The organism is Rhodovulum euryhalinum (genome assembly GCF_004342445.1).
Lineage (GTDB): Bacteria > Pseudomonadota > Alphaproteobacteria > Rhodobacterales > Rhodobacteraceae > Rhodovulum > Rhodovulum euryhalinum.
On the sequence record NZ_SLWW01000002.1, the window covers coordinates 203,816 to 222,104 of the forward strand.

At 66.8% G+C, this 18,289-nt stretch carries 21 protein-coding genes; 15 read left to right on the top strand and 6 right to left on the bottom strand.

The genetic code is table 11. From position 1 onward, the window contains the following. Positions 1 to 98: 98 nt before the first annotated feature. Positions 99 to 821, top strand: coding sequence for a sulfotransferase-like domain-containing protein (locus EV655_RS03280; protein ID WP_132541772.1), 723 nt, complete (start codon positions 99 to 101; stop codon positions 819 to 821). On the opposite strand, the gene EV655_RS03285 is transcribed toward EV655_RS03280, so the two are convergent. Further along, positions 818 to 2,038, bottom strand: a complete 1,221-nt coding sequence (locus tag EV655_RS03285) for an argininosuccinate synthase (RefSeq protein ID WP_132541775.1) — start codon at positions 2,036 to 2,038, stop codon at positions 818 to 820. The genes EV655_RS03280 and EV655_RS03285 overlap by 4 nt on opposite strands. Before the next feature lie 112 nt (positions 2,039 to 2,150). Here EV655_RS03285 and ilvA point away from each other — a divergent pair, with 112 nt between their 5' ends. Then, complete coding sequence (gene ilvA, locus EV655_RS03290) at positions 2,151 to 3,398, top strand: threonine ammonia-lyase IlvA (RefSeq protein WP_132541778.1); 1,248 nt, start codon at positions 2,151 to 2,153, stop codon at positions 3,396 to 3,398. On the opposite strand, the gene EV655_RS03295 is transcribed toward ilvA, so the two are convergent. Continuing rightward, positions 3,395 to 3,724 carry an Hpt domain-containing protein gene (locus tag EV655_RS03295; protein ID WP_132541781.1) on the bottom strand — a complete coding sequence of 110 codons (330 nt, stop codon included), beginning with the start codon at positions 3,722 to 3,724 and terminating at the stop codon, positions 3,395 to 3,397. The two genes, ilvA and EV655_RS03295, sit on opposite strands and share 4 nt — an antisense overlap. A 156-nt stretch (positions 3,725 to 3,880) precedes the next feature. Between EV655_RS03295 and EV655_RS03300 the strand changes: the two genes are divergently transcribed. Next, positions 3,881 to 5,146: a PP2C family protein-serine/threonine phosphatase gene (locus EV655_RS03300; protein ID WP_132541784.1), complete on the top strand. Its 1,266-nt coding sequence runs from the start codon at positions 3,881 to 3,883 to the stop codon at positions 5,144 to 5,146. On the opposite strand, the gene EV655_RS03305 is transcribed toward EV655_RS03300, so the two are convergent. After that, complete coding sequence (locus tag EV655_RS03305) at positions 5,143 to 5,589, bottom strand: NUDIX hydrolase (RefSeq protein ID WP_132541787.1); 447 nt, start codon at positions 5,587 to 5,589, stop codon at positions 5,143 to 5,145. The genes EV655_RS03300 and EV655_RS03305 overlap by 4 nt on opposite strands. A gap of 76 nt (positions 5,590 to 5,665) precedes the next feature. Between EV655_RS03305 and hslO the strand changes: the two genes are divergently transcribed. From hslO to EV655_RS03345, 8 genes are read left to right on the top strand one after another with little or no spacing between them, the layout of a single operon-like run. Further along, complete coding sequence (gene hslO / locus EV655_RS03310) at positions 5,666 to 6,667, top strand: Hsp33 family molecular chaperone HslO (protein ID WP_132541790.1); 1,002 nt, start codon at positions 5,666 to 5,668, stop codon at positions 6,665 to 6,667. Beyond that, entirely contained in the window at positions 6,654 to 7,256 is a 603-nt protein-coding gene (locus EV655_RS03315; protein WP_132541793.1) for a CoA pyrophosphatase, read from the top strand. Before hslO ends, EV655_RS03315 begins: the two co-directional genes overlap by 14 nt. Beyond that, positions 7,256 to 8,404: a CCA tRNA nucleotidyltransferase gene (locus EV655_RS03320; RefSeq protein WP_132542125.1), complete on the top strand. Its 1,149-nt coding sequence runs from the start codon at positions 7,256 to 7,258 to the stop codon at positions 8,402 to 8,404. The genes EV655_RS03315 and EV655_RS03320 overlap by 1 nt, the downstream gene beginning before the upstream one ends. A gap of 33 nt (positions 8,405 to 8,437) precedes the next feature. Then, positions 8,438 to 9,022 (top strand): LysE family translocator, encoded by a 585-nt coding sequence (locus EV655_RS03325; protein WP_132541796.1) that lies wholly within the window; start codon positions 8,438 to 8,440, stop codon positions 9,020 to 9,022. A 50-nt stretch (positions 9,023 to 9,072) separates the two neighbouring features. Then, positions 9,073 to 10,914, top strand: coding sequence for an ABC transporter ATP-binding protein (locus tag EV655_RS03330; RefSeq protein WP_132541799.1), 1,842 nt, complete (start codon positions 9,073 to 9,075; stop codon positions 10,912 to 10,914). Then, complete coding sequence (locus EV655_RS03335) at positions 10,911 to 12,134, top strand: class I SAM-dependent RNA methyltransferase (protein ID WP_132541802.1); 1,224 nt, start codon at positions 10,911 to 10,913, stop codon at positions 12,132 to 12,134. Before EV655_RS03330 ends, EV655_RS03335 begins: the two co-directional genes overlap by 4 nt. 29 nt (positions 12,135 to 12,163) lie before the next feature. Next, on the top strand, positions 12,164 to 12,991 hold the full coding sequence (locus tag EV655_RS03340; RefSeq protein WP_132541805.1) for an ion transporter: 828 nt from the start codon (positions 12,164 to 12,166) through the stop codon (positions 12,989 to 12,991). A gap of 32 nt (positions 12,992 to 13,023) precedes the next feature. Further along, entirely contained in the window at positions 13,024 to 13,515 is a 492-nt protein-coding gene (locus EV655_RS03345; protein WP_341540295.1) for a L,D-transpeptidase family protein, read from the top strand. Positions 13,516 to 13,522: 7 nt separating this feature from the next. Here the strand turns inward: EV655_RS03345 and dalA are convergent, their stop codons facing one another. Continuing rightward, on the bottom strand, positions 13,523 to 14,059 hold the full coding sequence (gene dalA / locus EV655_RS03350; protein ID WP_132541811.1) for a divisome-associated lipoprotein DalA: 537 nt from the start codon (positions 14,057 to 14,059) through the stop codon (positions 13,523 to 13,525). 168 nt (positions 14,060 to 14,227) lie between these two features. Between dalA and EV655_RS03355 the strand changes: the two genes are divergently transcribed. Further along, on the top strand, positions 14,228 to 14,824 hold the full coding sequence (locus EV655_RS03355; RefSeq protein WP_132541814.1) for a L,D-transpeptidase: 597 nt from the start codon (positions 14,228 to 14,230) through the stop codon (positions 14,822 to 14,824). 139 nt (positions 14,825 to 14,963) lie between these two features. Beyond that, complete coding sequence (locus EV655_RS03360) at positions 14,964 to 15,143, top strand: hypothetical protein (RefSeq protein WP_132541817.1); 180 nt, start codon at positions 14,964 to 14,966, stop codon at positions 15,141 to 15,143. A gap of 75 nt (positions 15,144 to 15,218) precedes the next feature. Here EV655_RS03360 and hemH read toward each other — a convergent pair whose 3' ends face one another. Both hemH and EV655_RS03370 read right to left on the bottom strand, forming a co-directional pair. After that, positions 15,219 to 16,262 (bottom strand): ferrochelatase, encoded by a 1,044-nt coding sequence (gene hemH, locus EV655_RS03365; protein WP_132541820.1) that lies wholly within the window; start codon positions 16,260 to 16,262, stop codon positions 15,219 to 15,221. 124 nt (positions 16,263 to 16,386) lie between these two features. Continuing rightward, complete coding sequence (locus tag EV655_RS03370; protein ID WP_132541823.1) at positions 16,387 to 17,229, bottom strand: methyltransferase domain-containing protein; 843 nt, start codon at positions 17,227 to 17,229, stop codon at positions 16,387 to 16,389. 44 nt (positions 17,230 to 17,273) lie between these two features. Here EV655_RS03370 and EV655_RS03375 point away from each other — a divergent pair, with 44 nt between their 5' ends. Further along, the gene (locus EV655_RS03375) at positions 17,274 to 17,993 is read left to right on the top strand and encodes a ComF family protein (RefSeq protein ID WP_132541826.1); all 720 of its coding nucleotides are present in this window, start codon (positions 17,274 to 17,276) and stop codon (positions 17,991 to 17,993) included. Between the two features lie 36 nt (positions 17,994 to 18,029). Beyond that, a complete protein-coding gene (gene grxC / locus EV655_RS03380; protein ID WP_132541829.1) occupies positions 18,030 to 18,287 on the top strand; it encodes a glutaredoxin 3 in 258 nt (85 codons plus the stop codon). Positions 18,288 to 18,289: the final 2 nt, after the last annotated feature.

Consider the following 18,289-nt stretch of genomic DNA (forward strand, 5'->3'; position numbering starts at 1 on the left):
GGGAAGGCACAAACCCGTGACCTCACACAGGCGGGACCGCTTGTAACACTCCGTTGGTTCGCTAGGCTGCCCCGGGGCAGGCTGGGAAAGGGTGGAACATGCGCATCGCGATGTGGTCGGGGCCGCGCAACCTGTCCACGGCCATGATGTATGCCTTCGCGGCCCGGGGCGACTGCGCGGTGTGGGATGAACCCTTCTACGCCGCCTATCTGGTGCGGACGGGCCTGACTCACCCGATGCGGGATCAGATCGTCGCCGCGGGCGCGACCGACCCGGCCCTTGTCGCCACACGGCTGACCGGCCCGGTGCCGGGGGACAAGCCGCATTTCTACCAGAAGCACATGTGCCAGCACATGGTGGCGGGCGTGCCGCGCGACTGGATGGCAGATGTGACCAACGTCTTCCTGATCCGCCACCCGGCGCGGGTGATCGCCAGCTTCGCCGCGAAATACGAGAATCCGACGCTCGCCGATCTGGGCATCGTGCAGCAGGCCGACCTGTTCGACCGCGTGGCCGACGCGACCGGCGCGGCGCCCATCGTGATCGACAGCGCCGATATCCGGGCCGATCCCGAAGGGATGCTGCGGCGTCTGTGCGACGCGCTGGGGCTGGAATTCACCCCAGCGATGCTGTCCTGGCCTGCGGGGGGTCACCCCGAGGATGGAATCTGGGCGCCGGTCTGGTACGGCGCCGTGCATCGCAGCACCGGGTTCGCAGGGCCAGAGGGGCGGCTGCCCGATCTTTCGGCCAGCCATGACCGCCTCGCCGAAGCGGCGCTGCCGCTCTACGAGCGTCTCTTTGCAGTCCGCCTGATGCCTTAGCCGCCCAACCGCCGCTTGCGCATCGCGATCAGCCGGAGCCGCAGCGCGTTCAGCTTGATGAAGCCCTGCGCGTCCTTCTGATCGTAGGCGCCCGCGTCGTCCTCGAAGGTGACGTGGCTTTCGGAGTACAGCGAATGGTCGGACCAGCGGCCGACCGTGCGCACCGAACCCTTGTAGAGCTTGAGCCGCACGGTGCCGGTGACGTGTTCCTGCGACTTGTCGATCAGCGCCTGCAGCATCTCGCGTTCCGGGCTGAACCAGAAGCCGTTGTAGATCAGTTCCGCATAGCGCGGCATCAGCTCGTCCTTCAGATGCGCCGCGCCGCGGTCGAGCGTGATCTGCTCGATGCCCCGGTGCGCCTCGAGCAGGATCGTGCCGCCGGGGGTTTCATAGATGCCGCGCGACTTCATGCCGACAAAGCGGCCCTCGACCAGGTCGAGCCGGCCGACGCCATGCCGTCCGCCGATCTCGTTCAGCCGGGTCAGCAGCGTGGCGGGCGACAGCGCCTCGCCATTGATTGCGACCGCATCGCCGCGCTCGAAGGCGATCTCGACATATTCGGGCGCATCGGGTGCCTTTTCGGGATCGACGGTGCGCTGATAGACGTAGTCAGGCGCCTCGACGGCCGGATCCTCCAGCACCTTGCCCTCGGACGAGGTGTGCAACAGGTTCGCATCCACCGAGAACGGCGCCTCGCCGCGCTTGTCCTTGGCGATCGGAATCTGGTTCTTCTCGGCGAAGTCGAGCAGTTTCGTGCGGCTGGTCAGGTCCCATTCCCGCCAGGGCGCGATCACCTTGATCTCGGGGTTCAGCGCGTAGGCGGAAAGCTCGAACCGCACCTGATCGTTGCCCTTGCCGGTCGCGCCATGGGCCACCGCATCGGCGCCGGTTTCCTCGGCGATCTCGATCAGGCGTTTCGAGATCAGCGGCCGCGCGATCGACGTGCCCAGCAGGTAAAGCCCTTCGTAAAGCGCGTTCGCCCGGAACATCGGAAAGACGAAGTCGCGCACGAATTCCTCGCGCAGATCCTCGATATAGATGGCGCTGGCGCCCATCATCTCGGCCTTGGCGCGGGCGGGTTCCAGCTCTTCGCCCTGGCCCAGGTCGGCGGTAAAGGTCACCACCTCGCAGCCATAGGTCGTCTGCAGCCATTTCAGGATGATCGAGGTGTCGAGGCCGCCGGAATAGGCAAGGACGACTTTCTTGGGCGCGGACATGCGGAGAACTCCGGTTGAGGGAAGTCCCGGCGGCGTTTATTGCGTTTCGGTCAGAGGGGCAAGGGCAGCCCGGGGCTTGCGTCCGGGCGGCCCATCGCGCCAGAGGAGTGCCATGAGCGATTTCGTCACCAGGGCCCGCGCCGCCGAATCGGCCTTGCGCGAGCTGTTCCCGCCGACGCCCCTCCAGGGAAACGTCCACCTCTCCGAACGGTTCGGGGCCGAGATTCTGCTGAAACGCGAGGATCTGACGCCTGTCCGGTCCTACAAGCTGCGCGGCGCCTTCAATGCGATGCGCAAAGTGCTGGCCGCACGGCCCGATCAGCGGGTCTTTGTCTGCGCCAGCGCTGGCAACCACGCCCAGGGGGTAGCCTTTGCCTGCCGGCATTTCGGGGTGACGGGCGTGATCTTCATGCCGGTCACGACGCCGCGCCAGAAGATCGACAAGACCCGCATCTTCGGAGGCGAGAACATCGAGATCCGCCTGACCGGCGATTACTTCGACGACACGCTGGCCGCGGCCCAGGGCTATTGTTCCGGGGAGGGGGGGCATTTCCTGGCGCCCTTCGACGACGAGGACGTGATCGAGGGCCAGGCCTCCGTCGCGGTGGAAATTCTCGACGCGCTCGACCGGGCGCCGGATCTGGTGATCCTGCCGGTGGGGGGCGGGGGGCTTGCGGCGGGCGTGGTGTCGGTGCTGCGCGAGGTATCGCCCGACACGCGCGTCAGGTTCGTGGAACCCGCGGGGGGTGCCTCGCTTGCGGCGGCGGTCGCGGCGGGCGGCCCGGTCACGCTGCCCAGGGTCGATACCTTCGTGGACGGGGCGGCGGTCGCGCGGATCGGCGAGAAGACCTTCGGGGTGCTGCGGGGCATCGACCCGGAGGACGTTCTGGCCGCCCCCGAGGACCGGATCTGTGCCACGATGCTGGAGATGCTGAACGTCGAGGGGATCGTCCTGGAACCCGCAGGCGCGCTGGCCGTCGATGTATTGCCGGTGCTGGCCGATCAGATCGCGGGCAAGCGGGTGGTTTGTATCACCTCGGGCGGGAATTTCGATTTCGAGCGGCTGCCCGAGGTCAAGGAACGCGCCCAGCGCTATTCCGGGGTGAAGAAGTATTTCATCCTGCGCCTGCCGCAGCGGCCCGGCGCGTTGAGGGATTTCCTTGACCTGCTGGGTCCGGACGATGACATCGCGAGGTTCGAGTACCTGAAGAAGTCAGCACGGAACTTCGGCACGGTGCTGATCGGGATCGAGACATCGCGGGCAGAGAATTTCCCCGCACTCTTCGCCCGGATGGGCGAGCGGGGTCTGGTCCATCGCGACATCACCGATGACGTGGTGTTGTCGGAATTCCTGATCTAGGCGACCTTGGTGCCGGCCTTGGCCGAGCCGATCAGCAGCGATTTCGACTCGCCATAACAGTCGAGCAGCGCGCCCAGATCGACGGGTTCACCGCGAGCCAGCCGATGCTCGAGGCCCTGGCAGATCGTGCAGAATTCCTTGAGACCGAGATTCAGCGCAGAGCCGCGGACGAAATGCAGATCCGCCGGAAGGCAATCGGAGTCCGGCGCCTCGCGCAGCCGGTTCATCACCTCGTCGACCTCTTCGAGGAACAGGTCAAGCACCTCGTCAAAGGCGTCCTCCCCGACCTCGGCACGCAGTTCCTCTACCCTGGTCCAGTCGATCATCGCACTCTTCACCTCTGGCAGGCCCCCGCCTTGACGTCCAACCATAGGCACCGGGGTTTAACGCTGCGTATGCCGGAAGGGAAAAATAGCTCGAAAACGATCTTTCACCGGCCGTTAATCCGCAGCGGGGTATCCCGGTCGAAACCAAGCGCAAGGATGCCCGTGAACGTCGAGACCGAACACCCGGAATTCCGGCAGGATCCGCCGTCGCTGGTCCGGCTCGTCCTGCTGGTGGACGACAGCCGGCTTCAGCGGCGAATCCTCCGCGCCTCGCTGGAGCGGTGGGGTTATGCCGTGGCCGAATGTGGTTCCGCCGAAGAGGCGCTGGACATCTGCCGCGAGCGGCCGGTCGACCTGATCATCAGCGACTGGATGATGCCGGGCATGAACGGACCCGAATTCTGCAGCGCCTTTCGCGCGTTGCCGCGTGACAGCTATGGCTATTTCATCCTGCTGACCTCGAAATCCGAGACCGGCGAAATGGTGCACGGCCTCGACGTGGGCGCCGACGAGTTCCTGACCAAGCCCGTCAACGCGAACGAGTTGCGCGCGCGAATCGCCTCGGGCGAACGCATCCTGAGAATGGAGCATCAGCTACGCGAGCAGAACCGGCTGCTCAGCGCGACGCTGGCGGAACTGCGCACGCTTTACGACGCGATCGACCGCGACCTCGTCGAGGCGCGCAAGCTTCAGCAATCGCTGGTGCGCGAACATTCGCGCCGCTTCGGCGCGTCCGAGGTCACGCTGCTGCTGCGGCCCTGCGGCCATGTGGGCGGCGATCTCGTCGGTTTCTTCCCCGCCGGGGATGGCAAGGTCGGCCTGTTTTCGGTCGATGTCTCGGGGCATGGGATCAGCTCGGCGATGGTGACCGCCCGGCTCGCGGGGCTTCTGGTCTCGTCCTCGCCCGATCAGAACCTCGCACTCGAAGGGGGGGAGGACGGTACAATTCATGCCCGCCCACCCGAAGAGGTGGTGGAACATCTCAACCGGCTGTTCCTCGAAGAGCTGGAAACCGAGCACTATTTTACCATCCTGCTGGCGCTGGTATCGCTGGATACCGGCGAGATGCGGTTCGTGCAGGCCGGGCATCCCTATCCGGCGATCCAGCGGGCCGACGGCACGATCGAGTTCCTGGGCGCGGGCGGGCTGCCCGTGGGCCTGATTCCCGGTGCCGGTTTCGAGGCCGGCGTCGCGCATCTGGCGCCCGGCGACCGGGTGTTCCTCGCTTCGGACGGGATCACCGAATGTCCCTCTCCGACGGACGAACAGCTTGGCGAAGAGGGGCTGTGCCGGCTTCTGAAAACCAACGCGCATGTCCGGGGCGAGGCGTTCTTTGCGGCGATCATGGAAGACCTTGTCGCCTATGCGGGAACCGCCGACATGCCCGACGACATCTCGGCGGTGCTGTTCGAGTTCGGCTAGCGCGTCCAGCCCAGAAAGCGCGCGACGAAATGCCGGTCGCCCGCATTCCCGAGCCGGGCCAGCGCCTCTTCGGGTGCCATCCAGAAGGCCGAATGTCCGGGCTCGCGCGGGGCCCCATGGGCGCGGACCGGGCGGGCAAGGTAGATGCTGCAAAGCTTCTCGGCCCAGAGGTCGTATTCCGGCATGTAGGTGAACCGCCGGAACGCGCCCAGCCGCCGGGTGACGTCGATGCGCCATCCGGTTTCCTCGAACACCTCGCGATGCAGCGCCGTCAGGGGTGATTCGCCGGGGTCGATCCCGCCGCCTGGCAGCTGGAATTCGGGGATCGGCTCTTGCTGATGCGTGACCAGCAGCGCGCCATCGCGTTCCAGCACGGCATAGGCCCCGGGCCGCATCCGATACCGCCGGTCCGACTGCACCGCCTCGCCGAATCGCCTGATCATGCCCACCCCCTTTGTGCTCGGGACGCGGCATCTATATAAGGCCCGTGGGCCGACGCACAGTGCCAAGGAAAACCCCATGTCCATCGGATCGCAGATCGCCTGGGACGATACCGTCCTGCCCTTCCAGCTTGACCGCAGCGATATCCGCGGGCGGGTCGCGCGGCTGGACGGTGTGCTGGACCAGGTGCTGGCGCAGCACAGCTACCCGCCCGCGATCGAGGCGCTGGTGGCCGAGGCGGCGCTGCTGACCGCGCTGATCGGTCAGACAATCAAGCTGCGCTGGAAGCTGTCGTTGCAGGTGCGGGGCGACGGACCAGCCCGACTGATCGCCACCGACTACTACGCGCCGGCCGAGGACGGGGCGCCTGCCCTGATCCGCGCCTATGCCAGTTTCGACGCCGGGCGGCTGGCCGAGGGGGCCGACCCGTTCCGGCAGATCGGCACCGGCTATTTCGCGATGCTGATCGATCAGGGCCGGGACATGGTGCCCTACCAGGGCATTACCCCGATCTCCGGCGGCTCGCTTGCGTCCTGCGCCGAGACCTATTTCGCGCAGTCCGAGCAGCTGCCGACGCGCTTTGCCCTCAGCTTCGGGCGGACCCGGCTTCCCGGCCAGGCCGAGCGCTGGCGCGCCGGCGGCGTGATGTTGCAGATGATGCCCGAGGCGTCGATCCCGGCCGCGGGCGAAGGCGGCAGCGGCGAGTCGGGGCTGTTGCATGCCGACGATATCCTCGGGGGCGACGAGGCCGAGGCCTGGACCCGGGCGAACTTGCTGCTCGATACGGTCGAGGACATGGAACTGATCGGCCCGGTCGTGCAGCCGACCGAACTGCTGGTAAGGCTGTTCCACGAGGAACGCCCGCGCGTCTTCGACCCGCAGCCCGTGCAGTTCGGCTGTACCTGTTCCGAGGATCGCGTCCGGCAAAGCCTGTCCATCTACTCGGCCAAGGATATCGGCCACATGACCACGGACGAGGGCATTGTCACCGCCGATTGCCAGTTCTGCGGCGCCCATTACGAGCTGGACCCGGCGACCCTGGGCTTCGAAGCCGAGAAGGGCCGCGATGGCGGGGAATGATCCGCTGGGCGCCCTGCGCGCGGCGCTGGCCCGGCCGGGCGGCGAGACATCCGACCACGATCTCAACCCCGATTTCGTGATGCCCGAGGGCCGCGTGCTGCGCGCCGCCGCGGTGCTGGTTCCGATCCGGCCGGCGCCTTCGGGTCTTCGGGTGATCCTGACCAAGCGGTCCTCACGGCTCAGGCACCACCCGGGCCAGATCGCCTTTCCCGGGGGCAAGCTGGACGAGGGCGACGATGGGCCGGTCGGTGCCGCCCTTCGGGAATCGCACGAAGAGATCGGCCTGCCGCCCGGGCTGGTCGAGGTGCTCGGCACGCTGCCGCCACACGAGACCGTCACGGGCTTCACCGTCACCCCGGTTCTGGGCCATGTTCGGGATGCTTTCGATCCGGTCCCCGAGGCCGGAGAGGTGGACGAGGTGTTCGAGGTGCCGTTCGACCATGTGATGGACCCCGCGCGGTTCGCGGTCCAGTCGCGGATCTGGCGGGGTCAGCGGCGGCACTATTACACGGTGCCCTATGGTCCCTACTACATCTGGGGCGCGACCGCGCGCATCCTGCGCGCGCTGGCCGACCGGGTGGCGCGATGATTCGGGTCGAGGGCGACTGGTTCTTCGCCGATCACACCCAGGCGGTGTGCCGGATGCTGACTGACGCCGGACATCTGGCGCTGTTCGTCGGCGGCTGCGTGCGCAACGCGCTTCTGGGCGCCGCGGTGACGGATATCGACATCGCCACCGATGCGCGCCCCGAACGGGTGATGGACCTGGCCGAGGCCTTGGGGTTGAAGGCCGTGCCGACCGGGTTCGAGCATGGCACGGTGACGGTCGTGGCCGGCCATCTGCCGCACGAGGTCACGACCTTTCGCCGCGATGTCGAGACCTTCGGGCGGCATGCGGTGGTCGCCTTTGCCGACACCGCCGAAGAGGACGCCCACCGTCGCGACTTCACGATGAACGCGCTTTACGCCACGCCGACAGGCGAGGTGATCGATCCGCTGGGCGGACTGCCCGACCTGATCGCCCGGCGGGTGCGGTTCATCGACGACGCCGATGCGCGCATCCGCGAGGATTACCTGCGCATCCTGCGGTTTTTCCGGTTCCATGCCTGGTATGGCGACCCCGAGGGCGGGCTTGACGCCGAGGGGCTGGCGGCCTGCGCGGCCAACACCGGCGGGCTGGCACAGCTTTCGCGGGAACGGGTTGGCGGCGAGATCCGGAAACTTCTCTCTGCGCCCGATCCCGGCCAGAGCGTTGCGGCCATGGCCCGTTGCGGCGTGCTGGCGCATACCTTGCCCGGGTCCGATCCGGCGCTTTTGCCCGTGCTTCTGCACATGGAAGCGGCGTGGGGGCAGGCGCCGGACCCGATCCGGCGCCTTGCGATCATGGGTGGCGACGACCATGCCGAGCGGTTGCGCCTCAGCAAGGCCGAGGCGCGACGGCTTGACCGGCTGCGCGCGGCGATGGGCGCGGCCGAACCTGCCGAGGCGCTGGGCTACCGGCTGGGCGCCGACGATGCCCGCGACGCGGTGCTGTTGCGCGCGGCCGCAACCGGGTGCGAGCCCATTGCCGACACGCCTGCGCGCATCGAACATGGCGCCGCTGCCAAGTTTCCGCTGTCCGCGCGGGACCTGATGCCGGGCCTTTCGGGGCCCGCACTGGGCGAGCGGCTGAAGCAGCTGGAGGAGCGGTGGATCGCGTCGGGCTTTACCCTGACAAGGGAGCAGTTGCTTGGCTAGGCGGAACCCCGGATCGGGCCGGGTCAGAGACGCATGATGCTCGACCCGCTTTACCTCTTTGTCTTCGCGGGGCTGTTCTCGCCGGGGCCGAACGTGATCCTGCTGACCGCGTCGGGCGCAAGGTTCGGGTTCCGCCGCACGCTGCCCCATGTGGCGGGGGTGGTCGTGGGGGTGGGCATCACCTCGGCGCTGACCGCGCTGGGGATCGGAGCGTTGATCCTGTCCCACCCGGCGCTGGCCAGTCTTCTGCGCCTGCTGGCGGCGGGCTGGATCCTCTGGATGGCGTGGAAGCTGCTCACCGCCATGCGGCAACCCCGTGCCGAGGCCGGGCACCGCCCCTTTACCTTTTTCGAAGCGGTGCTGTTCCAATGGGTGAACCCCAAGGTCTGGGCGATCGCGCTGGCCGCCGCTTCGGGCCATGCCGCCGGGCTGGGCCCCTGGGGCGAGGCGCTGCGGATCGGGTCGGCGTTCTCGGGGATCAACCTTTTCGTCTGCCTGTTCTGGTCGTTTGCCGGGTCGCTTCTGACCTATCTGTTGACCAGCGAACGGGCCTGGCGGCTGTTCATGGGCAGTATGGCGCTTGCGCTTGCGGCTTCGGCGGGGATGGTGGTCCTCTAGGTCCGGCCGGTCTATAGTTTCCACCCGTACAGCGCGAAGGCCAACGCTCCGTGTTCCGTTTTTTCGAGACCCTCGTCGACCCCTTCATGCCCTACGAACAATCCGACGTCCCACCCGGGCGTCTGGGGCCGTTTCTGTGGACTTATGCGCGGCCGTTCCGCCGGATCTTCGCGGTGGCGATCCTGCTTTCGATCGTCGTGGCGGCGGTCGAGGTCTGGCTGATCCATGCGATGGGGCGTGTGGTCGACATCCTGTCGACCGGCACGCCCGCGCAGGTCTGGGACGAGCAGGGCGGGTTCCTGATCGCGCTGGCGGTGCTGATCCTGTTGGTGCGGCCAGTGCTTCAGGGAATGGATACGGCGATTCTGAACAACGGCGTCATGCCCAATTTCGGCACGCTGATCCGATGGCGGTCGCATGCCCATGTGCTGCGCCAGTCGGTCGGCTGGTTCGAGAACGATTTCGCGGGCCGGATCGCCAACCGGATCATGCAGACGCCACCTGCCGCGGGCGAGGCGGTGTTCCAGGTGTTCGATGCCATCGCCTTTGCCGTGGCCTACACCCTGGGCGCCGTGATCCTGCTGAACCAGGCGGACCCGCGGCTGGCGCTGCCGCTGCTGCTTTGGCTGGTGCTTTATGCCGGGCTGGTGCGGTGGACGATCACGCGTGTCGGCCCCGCGTCCAAGGCCGCGTCGGATGCGCGCAGCGCCGTCACGGGTCGGGTGGTGGACGCCTATACCAACATCCACTCGGTCAAGCTGTTCGCCCATCACGACCGGGAACTGGCCTATGCGCGCGAAGCGATCGAGGAAACCCGCCGCACCTTTGCCATCGAGATGCGCATCTTCACCAAGATGGACATCGCGCTGACCGCGCTGAACGGTCTTTTGATCGTGGGCGTGGTGGGCTGGGCCATCGCGCTGTGGATGCAGGGCTCTGCCAGTGTCGGCGTGGTGGCGGCTGCGACCGCGCTGACCCTGCGGCTAAGCGCGATGACCGGCTGGATCATCTGGGCGATGTCGAGCTTCTTCCGTTCGTTGGGGGTGGTGGCGGAGGGGATGGAAACCATCGCCCAGCCGATCACCCTGACCGACGCGCCGGATGCCCGGCCGCTGGATTTCCGGACGGGCGAAATCCGGATTCAGTCTCTGACTCACCACTATGGGCGGGGCAGCGGCGGGCTGGAGGGGATCGACCTGACCATCGCGCCGGGCGAGAAGGTGGGCCTTGTCGGCCGGTCCGGGGCGGGCAAGTCGACGCTGGTCAAGCTTTTGCTCCGGTTCTACGACGCCGAAGGCGGGCGCATCCTGATCGACGGTCAGGACATCGCCCGCGTGACGCAGGAATCGCTGCGCCGCCATATCGGCATGGTCAGCCAGGATTCCAGCCTGATGCATCGCTCGGTGCGGGACAACATCCTCTACGGCCGTCCCGAAGCCAGCGAGGACGAGATGATTTCGGCCGCAGAACGGGCCGAGGCGCATGGCTTTGTCCTGGACCTGCAGGATCCCGAGGGGCGGCGCGGTTATGACGCCCATGTGGGCGAACGGGGGGTCAAGCTGTCGGGCGGGCAGCGCCAGCGGGTGACGCTGGCGCGCGTGATCCTGAAGGATGCGCCGATCCTGGTGCTGGACGAGGCGACGTCCGCGCTGGACTCCGAGGTCGAGGCGGCGATCCAGGAAACGCTTTACGGCGTGATGGAGGGCAAGACTGTGATCGCCATCGCTCACCGTCTGTCGACCATCGCGCATATGGACCGGATCGTGGTGCTGGACGATGGCCGCATCGTCGAAGAGGGGCGTCACGCCGAACTGCTGGCGCGCAACGGGCTTTACGCCCGCTTCTGGGCCCGCCAGTCCGGCGGGTTCATCGGCACGGAGGCGGCCGAGTGAGCCACCGGATCGACCGGCTGAGCCTGCGCGGCGAGGGGCTGACAGCCGAGGGTGTGACCGTCGCGCTGGCCCTGCCGGGCGAAGTGGTCGAGGGCGAGATCGCGGAGGGGCGCATTGCCCGTCCGCGGATCCTCTCGCCGGTCCCGGACCGCGTGCGCCCGCCCTGCGCCCATTTCGCCAGTTGCGGGGGGTGCGCGCTGCAACATGCCAGTGACGCCTTCGTGGCGCAGTGGAAGACCGGGGTGGTCGAAGCCGCCCTTGCCGGACAGGGCCTGTCGGCGCCCATGCGGCCGATCCATACCTCCGCGCCTGCCAGCCGCAGGCGCGCGGTGCTTGCCGGGCGGCGCATGAAAAAGGGCGTTCTGGTGGGATTCCATGCCCGGGCCTCGGACCAGATCGTGGCGATCCCCGAGTGCCGGTTGCTGCATCCCGACCTTATGGCCGCCCTGCCCGCCTGCGAAGAGCTGACGGCGATGGGGGCCTCGCGCAAGGGCGAGGTCACGCTGACCCTTACCCGGTCCGGAGACGGGGTCGATCTGGCCGTCGATGGCGGCAAGCCGCTGGACGAGGCGTTGCGTATCGGGCTTGCCGGAATTGCAGGGCGGCACGGGCTGGCGCGGCTGACCTGGGCCGGTGAGACGGTGGCGGCCCGCTGCCCGCCTCGACAACGGATGGGTTCTGCGCATGTCGTCCCGCCCCCCGGCGCGTTCCTGCAGGCGACCGAGGACGGGCAGGCGGCGCTGACCACCGCCGTCCGCGAGGCCATAGAGGGTGCGCGGCGGATCGCCGACCTGTTCGCAGGGTGCGGTACCTTCGCCCTGCCGCTGGCCGAAGCCGCCGAGGTCCATGCCGTCGAAGGTGACGCCGCGATGCTGGCCGCGCTGGACGCGGGCTGGCGGGGCACACCGGGGCTGAAGCGCGTCACCCACGAGGCACGCGACCTGTTCCGCCGTCCGCTGCGCCGCGACGAGCTCAACCGCTTTGACGCCGTTGTGCTGGACCCGCCGCGGGCGGGTGCAGAGGCGCAGGTGGCCGAGATCGCAGGTTCGGGCCCGGCCCGCGTGGCCTATGTCTCGTGCAATCCCGTGACCTTCGCGCGCGACGCGAAACGGCTCTGTTCCGCGGGATTCCGCCTCGACTGGGTGCAGGTCGCCGACCAGTTCCGCTGGTCGGCCCATGTGGAGCTTGCCGCGGCGTTCTGCCGGGCCCATATCGCCTGACGGACCGGTTAACCATTTCGGGTGGGGCGATGACGGACAGACTGGCGCGGCTGCTGGAGCAGCCGTCGACGCGCAATTTCATCATGGGCGTGATCCTGTTCAACGCCGTTCTGCTGGGGATGGAGACGTCCGACCGGCTGATGGGCCGATTCGGCTGGCTGATCCTGGCGCTGGACAAGCTGTGCCTCGCGATCTTCGTAGCCGAGATCGCGGCCAAGCTGGTCGCCTACCGGCTGTCCTTCTTCCGCTCGGGCTGGAACAACTTCGATTTCCTGATCGTCGGCATCTCTCTGGTGCCCGGCGCGCAGACCCTCAGCGTTCTGCGGGCACTGCGCATCCTGCGCCTCCTGCGCGTGATCTCGGTCGCGCCAAGGCTGCGCCGCGTGGTCGAGGGCTTCATCACCGCGCTGCCGGGCATGGGCTCGGTGTTCCTGTTGATGGGGATGATCTTCTATATCGGTGCCGTGATGGCGACGAAGCTGTTCGGCGATGCCTTCCCCGAGTGGTTCGGCACGCTGGGGCTTTCGGCCTATTCGCTGTTCCAGGTGATGACGCTGGAAAGCTGGTCGATGGGCATCGTCCGCCCGGTGATGGAGGTCTATCCCTATGCCTGGGCGTTCTTCGTGCCCTTCATCATGGTGACGACCTTCGCGGTGGTGAACCTGCTGGTGGGTCTCATCGTGAACTCGATGCAGGACGCCCACCACGAAGAGGACGTGCAGCGCACCGACGCCTATCGTGACGAGGTGCTGGCCCGTCTGTCGGCGATCGAGGCCCGGCTCGTCGCCCGCGACGAGCGCTCCGAGACGCTTTCGAGGGATGAAACCGCCCGCAGGATCGCGTATGATCGCCGGTAGGCAAGAAACCGGAACGGGCGGATTCCAAGATGATGAAACGGCGGGCTTTCGTCGCGGCGGGGGCGTGTCTGGCGCTTTCGGCCTGCGCGTCGAAGTTCAAGACCTATGACGGCCCCGAAGTCACGCGCATCGTCGTGATGAAAGAACGTCGGCAGATGTATCTGCTGCACCATGACCAGGTGCTCAAGTCCTACCGCATCGGTCTCGGCTATGCACCCGGCGGGCACAAGCTGCACGAGGGCGACGGCCGCACGCCCGAGGGGCGCTATTACATCGACCGGCGGAATCCGAACAGCGCGTTCCACCTGTCGATCGGGATTTCCTACCCGAACCAGCGCGACGTCGAGGTGGCGCGCGGGCTGGGGCTCGATCCGGGCGGCGACATTTTCATCCATGGCCGCGCGCGCAAGAACCGTGGCAAGGGGCCGGACTGGACGGCGGGCTGCATCTCGGTCAGGGACCGCGATATCGAGGATATCTACGCGATGGTGCGCGACGGGACGGTGATCGACATCCTGCCCTGAACGGGGCTCAGAGGCCGGCCATCTCGTCGGCACGGCGACCGGTGACCATCGTCCACCAGATCTTGCCGTTCGCTTCCTGGAAGAAGGCGAACCCCAGGTGGGTCGCCTGCGGATCGAGCACGACGTTCCGTGTATCGGGCTGCTCCATCCAGGCGGCCAGCGTTTCGAGTTCGGTCTCGTAGGTCTCCGAGATGTTCTCGCCGCGCATCTCGCCGCGGAACCCTGCGCGTTGTACCCGATCGAGCGGCGACGACCCGTCCGAGCCGAAATGCCAGGGCCGGTTCTGAACCGACATGTCGCGGGAATGGGTCGCCGCGGCAGCGTTCAGGCGCGAATCGAGATCGAGCGGACCCATGCCCCGCGCCTGCCGCAGCGCGTTCACCGAATCAAGCATCCGGTACTGGATCTTGGCGCTGTCCCCTTGCGAGATGCGGTAGACCATCGGCAAGGGCTTGCCGTCCGGTCCGATGCGGACGGGCTCTGTCGAGGTGCAGGCCGACAGAGCGGCGAGGGCGATCAGAAGAGCCGGGACCAGACGGGTCATGGAAATGTCCTTCGCGGTGTTCGGGATCTCTCTAGCGACAGTTTTGCGGCGGTTCAAACGCTTCCGGCTGATCCCCGCGCATCCTGACGGGTCTTTGAATTGCGGCGGCGCGTGCCGATGCGTATATGATCGCCTGAACGGTCTTGCCCTGTCACGACGGAGCCTGAGATGCGCATCCGACCTGAACTCTCTCTCAGCCGCCGCCACTTTCTTGGCGGCTCGGCGCTTGCGCTGGGCGGTCTTGCCGCGCCGGCCGCGATCAGCCAGACAGTCGAGATCGAGCCCGATGTGTCGGAGATGGTGCGGCACAACATCTCCAGCTTTCGGGCGCTGGACTGGCGGCCCTATTTCGCGAATCTGCGTGCCGGGGCGATCCTGGTAGATACCACCTCGCGCGCGCTGCACTACTGGTCAGAGGACGGGTCGATCTACAAGCTTTACCCGACTTCGGTGCCGATCTCCGAGGACCTGACCCGCCGCGGGCGGACCGAGATCGTGCGCAAGGTCGAGGGGCCGGACTGGCGGCCGACTCCGGCGATGAAGCAGCGCAACCCCGAATGGCCGGACTACGTGCCGCCCGGGCCGGACAACCCGCTGGGTACCCACGCGCTCTATCTTAGCTGGACCTATTACCGAATCCACGGCACCCACGACACGCGCAAGATCGGGCGCAGGTCGTCGAATGGCTGCATCGGTCTTTTCAACGAGCACATCGCGGAACTGTTCGGACTCGCCAAGGTCGGCACGCAGGTGTTGCTTATTTGACGACATTTTCCGCGACCGCAGGGCAAGGTCTTCTCTCGGATTGAAAAAATCGGAAGCTCTGGATTAGACAGGAAGTACATGTTTACCATGCATGCGACGGGAGGAGTTATCCGTCCCGTGCTGTTACCAGGAGAGACCAATGAAAAAGATCGCCCTTGCTGCCGCTCTTTCGGTCGCCGCGACCGCCGGCTTCGCCGGTGGCTACTCGGAGCCGGTGATGGAGCCGGAAGTCATCGTTGAAGACACCTCGTCCTCGGCCGGTGGCATCCTCGTCCCCGTCCTCGCCCTGATCCTGTTCGCGCTGGCCGTTTCGGACTGATCTGCGGACCATCGGGAACGAAAAGGCGGTGGTTTTCCACCGCCTTTTTCTTTTGCCAATGGCGACCGCCCGCCGTCAGTCGAGCCAGCCCTTCAGATGCGTGCGGACGACTTCGCACAGTGCCGCGATGTGGTGGTCATCGTCATTGAGGCAGGGGATATAGGTGAACTCCTCGCCGCCAGCCTCCTCGAAGCTCTCGCGAATCTCTTCGTTGATCTCTTCCAGCGTCTCGATGCAGTCGGCCGAGAAGGCGGGCGCGATGACCGCGATCTTCTTCTTGCCCCTCTCGGCCAGCCGCGCGACCTCTTCGACGGTATAGGGTTGCAGCCATTCCTCGGGACCGAATCGGGACTGGAAGGTGGTGGTGATCCGGTCGTCCGTCCAGCCGAGCTTTTCCTTGAGCAGGCGCGTCGTCTTCACGCACTGGCAGTGATAGGGATCACCCTCGGTCAGATAGCGTTGCGGCACCCCGTGATAAGAACAGACCAGCACGTCGGGCTGGTGTTCCAGCGCGGCATAGGCGCGCTCGACCGAGGCGGCCAGCGCCTCGATGTATTTCGGATCCTCGAAATAGGCGGGCACGGTACGCACCTGCGGCTGCCACTTTTCTTCCATCAGGGCGCTGAAGAAATGGTCGTTCGCGGTGGCCGAGGTGGCGCCGGAATACTGCGGGTAGAGCGGGAAGAACAGGATCTTGCGGCACCCCATGTCGACCATCTCGCGCACCTTCGACTTGGTCGACGGATTGCCGTAGCGCATGCAGAAATCGACCATGACGCGGTCACCGAACGCCGCCTGAAGCGTGCCGCGGATCTTCGATGTCTGCGACTTGGTGATGGTCATCAGCGGGCTTTCCCCCGCCTCGTGGTTCCAGATCGACTTGTACGCCTCGCCCGAGGCGAAGGGGCGCTTGGTCAGCACGACCAGTTGCAGGATCGGCTGCCAGACCCAGGGGGAATAGTCGATCACCCGCTTGTCTGACAGGAACTCGTTCAGATACCGCCGCATCGACCAGTAGTCGTAATTGTCCGGTGTGCCGAGGTTCGCAAGCAGAATGCCCACCTTCTCGCGCGGGATCTTCGGGTGGTCGGCCGGGGCATGGGCGGGGCGCTCAGCCATCGCGGCGGCGGACGCAGTGCTTTTGCTCCCGTCGTGCTTGGAGTCGAACATCGTGTCTTTTCCGGGATCTCTGTCAAACTTCAACTTGGAATTCCTCAAGCACATAAACGGATTCTGCCGGGGGTCAATCGGCGGCCGGGCCGTCCCGACCCGCGAACCCCCGCTCGCTCGTTCCCAGGGCCTCGGCCAGCCGGCTCCGCGCCGAACCGGGGCGCAAGGGCCTTGGTTGAGTGTCGGCGGGTGCCCACCCCGCAAGGTAGATCATCTCGACGGTCGCGGGGATGCGGCCATCCGGCCCGGCATGGGCATTTTCATATCGGCGGGCCGCCTCGGCGAACAGGGCACGGGGTGGCGTCCGGCGGTGGCGCGCGGCCAGCGCGTTGGTCTCGCCCATCGCGCGAAGATCGCGCAGCAGGTGGAACGGGGTTTCGTAACTGACTGTATGCGTTGTCGAATCAGCGACCGGCAGCGCGAATCCGGCGCGCTGCAACAGCGCGCCAAGGTCGCGGATTTCACCCATCGGCAGAACGCGCGGCGACAGCCCGGCGGTCAGCGCGATTTCGGCCTCGGCCAGGGCGGTGCGTAGTTCGTGCAGGCTGCGTCCGCCGAACAGAACGGCCAGGAACAGCCCGTCGGGCTTGAGCGCGCGGCGGCACTGGACAAGCTGGCCGACGGGATCGTTCGCCCAATGCAGGCACAGCGCGTGGATCACGAGATCGTGTGCCCCCGGATCCAGCGCCAGCGTTTCGGTATCGTCGACGATCACCGCCCCCGGCAGGCCTTCCTGCCAGAGTTCGGGGAAACCGGTGACCACGGCGGGCGCCGTAAAGGTTCTGTTAACCTCGGTGAGCCTTTCCTGAAGCTCGGCCAACGCGAGTCCCTGCAGGAAAGGTTCGGGCGCGCGGCGGGCGCGGGCGCGTTGGCGGATCAGTGCCGCACGGTCGGTAAGGTCAGGTGGGCTCTGCATCGGGTCTCCCGTGATCGAAACCGCAATGTAGGGTCGGGGGGACAATGTTTCAAAGCGCGCTGCGACTGATCTATCCACCCCGCTGCGTATCCTGCGGCGAGATGGTCGAGCGTGACTTTGCGCTGTGCGCGACGTGCTGGGGCCAGATGGACTTCATTTCCGGCCTGGTCTGTGATTGCTGCGGCACGCCCCTTCCGGGCGAGGAAAATGGCGAACCCGAGTATTGCGACGAGTGCCTTGCCCGCCCGCGGCCCTGGTCGCGGGGGCGCGCCGCGGTTCTCTACCGCGACAAGGCGCGCAAGCTGGTGCTGGCCTTCAAGCATGGCGACCGGACCGACCTTGCCCGCCCGGCGGCAGACTGGATGCTGCGCGCGGCCCGGCCGATCCTGAGCCCCGGCATGGTGGTGGCCCCGGTGCCGCTGCATCGCTGGCGGATGGTGACGCGGCGCTACAATCAGTCCGCCCTGCTGTCGCAGGCGATCGCCCGGAACGCGGGGTTCACCCATTGGCCCGACCTGCTGGTGCGCACGCGCAAGACCCGGGTGCAGGACGGGATGGGGGCCGAGGAACGTTTCGCCAACCTTGCCGGCGCCCTTACGGTCCACCCCCGCTATCGCGAGCGGTTGCGCGACCGCATGGTTCTGCTGGTTGACGACGTGATGACCTCGGGCGCGACGCTGTCCGCGGCGGCGGACGCCTGTCTTGCTGCGGGCGCCGACGAGGTTCGCGTGCTGGTTCTGGCCCGCGTTGCGAAAGCGCCCTGATCACCTATAGTGCACCCGAGGCAAGGGAAACGGATCATGCGACCGGTGGAAATCTACACTTCGCCCTATTGCGGCTATTGTCATGCTGCCAAGCGGCTGCTGGACCAGAAGGGGGTCAGCTATTCGGAAATCGACGTGGGGACGCAGCCCGCGCTGCGCCAGCAGATGATGGCCCGCGCCCATGGCCGCCACACGGTGCCGCAGATCTTCATCGGCGAGACCCATGTCGGCGGCTGCGACGAACTTTACGCGCTGGACCGGTCGGGCAAGCTCGACCCGCTGCTGGCGGGCTAGGG

Excerpts from the sequence above, each read along its gene's own strand:
- EV655_RS03280 (WP_132541772.1), top strand. The coding sequence starts at position 99 with ATGCGCATCGCGATGTGGTCGGGGCCGCGCAACCTGTCCACGGCCATG.
- EV655_RS03285 (WP_132541775.1), bottom strand. The coding sequence starts at position 2,038 with ATGTCCGCGCCCAAGAAAGTCGTCCTTGCCTATTCCGGCGGCCTCGAC.
- ilvA (WP_132541778.1), top strand. The coding sequence starts at position 2,151 with ATGAGCGATTTCGTCACCAGGGCCCGCGCCGCCGAATCGGCCTTGCGC.
- EV655_RS03295 (WP_132541781.1), bottom strand. The coding sequence starts at position 3,724 with ATGATCGACTGGACCAGGGTAGAGGAACTGCGTGCCGAGGTCGGGGAG.
- EV655_RS03300 (WP_132541784.1), top strand. The coding sequence starts at position 3,881 with ATGCCCGTGAACGTCGAGACCGAACACCCGGAATTCCGGCAGGATCCG.
- EV655_RS03305 (WP_132541787.1), bottom strand. The coding sequence starts at position 5,589 with ATGATCAGGCGATTCGGCGAGGCGGTGCAGTCGGACCGGCGGTATCGG.
- hslO (WP_132541790.1), top strand. The coding sequence starts at position 5,666 with ATGTCCATCGGATCGCAGATCGCCTGGGACGATACCGTCCTGCCCTTC.
- EV655_RS03315 (WP_132541793.1), top strand. The coding sequence starts at position 6,654 with ATGGCGGGGAATGATCCGCTGGGCGCCCTGCGCGCGGCGCTGGCCCGG.
- EV655_RS03325 (WP_132541796.1), top strand. The coding sequence starts at position 8,438 with ATGATGCTCGACCCGCTTTACCTCTTTGTCTTCGCGGGGCTGTTCTCG.
- EV655_RS03340 (WP_132541805.1), top strand. The coding sequence starts at position 12,164 with ATGACGGACAGACTGGCGCGGCTGCTGGAGCAGCCGTCGACGCGCAAT.
- EV655_RS03345 (WP_341540295.1), top strand. The coding sequence starts at position 13,024 with ATGAAACGGCGGGCTTTCGTCGCGGCGGGGGCGTGTCTGGCGCTTTCG.
- dalA (WP_132541811.1), bottom strand. The coding sequence starts at position 14,059 with ATGACCCGTCTGGTCCCGGCTCTTCTGATCGCCCTCGCCGCTCTGTCG.
- EV655_RS03355 (WP_132541814.1), top strand. The coding sequence starts at position 14,228 with ATGCGCATCCGACCTGAACTCTCTCTCAGCCGCCGCCACTTTCTTGGC.
- EV655_RS03360 (WP_132541817.1), top strand. The coding sequence starts at position 14,964 with ATGAAAAAGATCGCCCTTGCTGCCGCTCTTTCGGTCGCCGCGACCGCC.
- hemH (WP_132541820.1), bottom strand. The coding sequence starts at position 16,262 with ATGGCTGAGCGCCCCGCCCATGCCCCGGCCGACCACCCGAAGATCCCG.
- EV655_RS03370 (WP_132541823.1), bottom strand. The coding sequence starts at position 17,229 with ATGCAGAGCCCACCTGACCTTACCGACCGTGCGGCACTGATCCGCCAA.
- EV655_RS03375 (WP_132541826.1), top strand. The coding sequence starts at position 17,274 with ATGTTTCAAAGCGCGCTGCGACTGATCTATCCACCCCGCTGCGTATCC.
- grxC (WP_132541829.1), top strand. The coding sequence starts at position 18,030 with ATGCGACCGGTGGAAATCTACACTTCGCCCTATTGCGGCTATTGTCAT.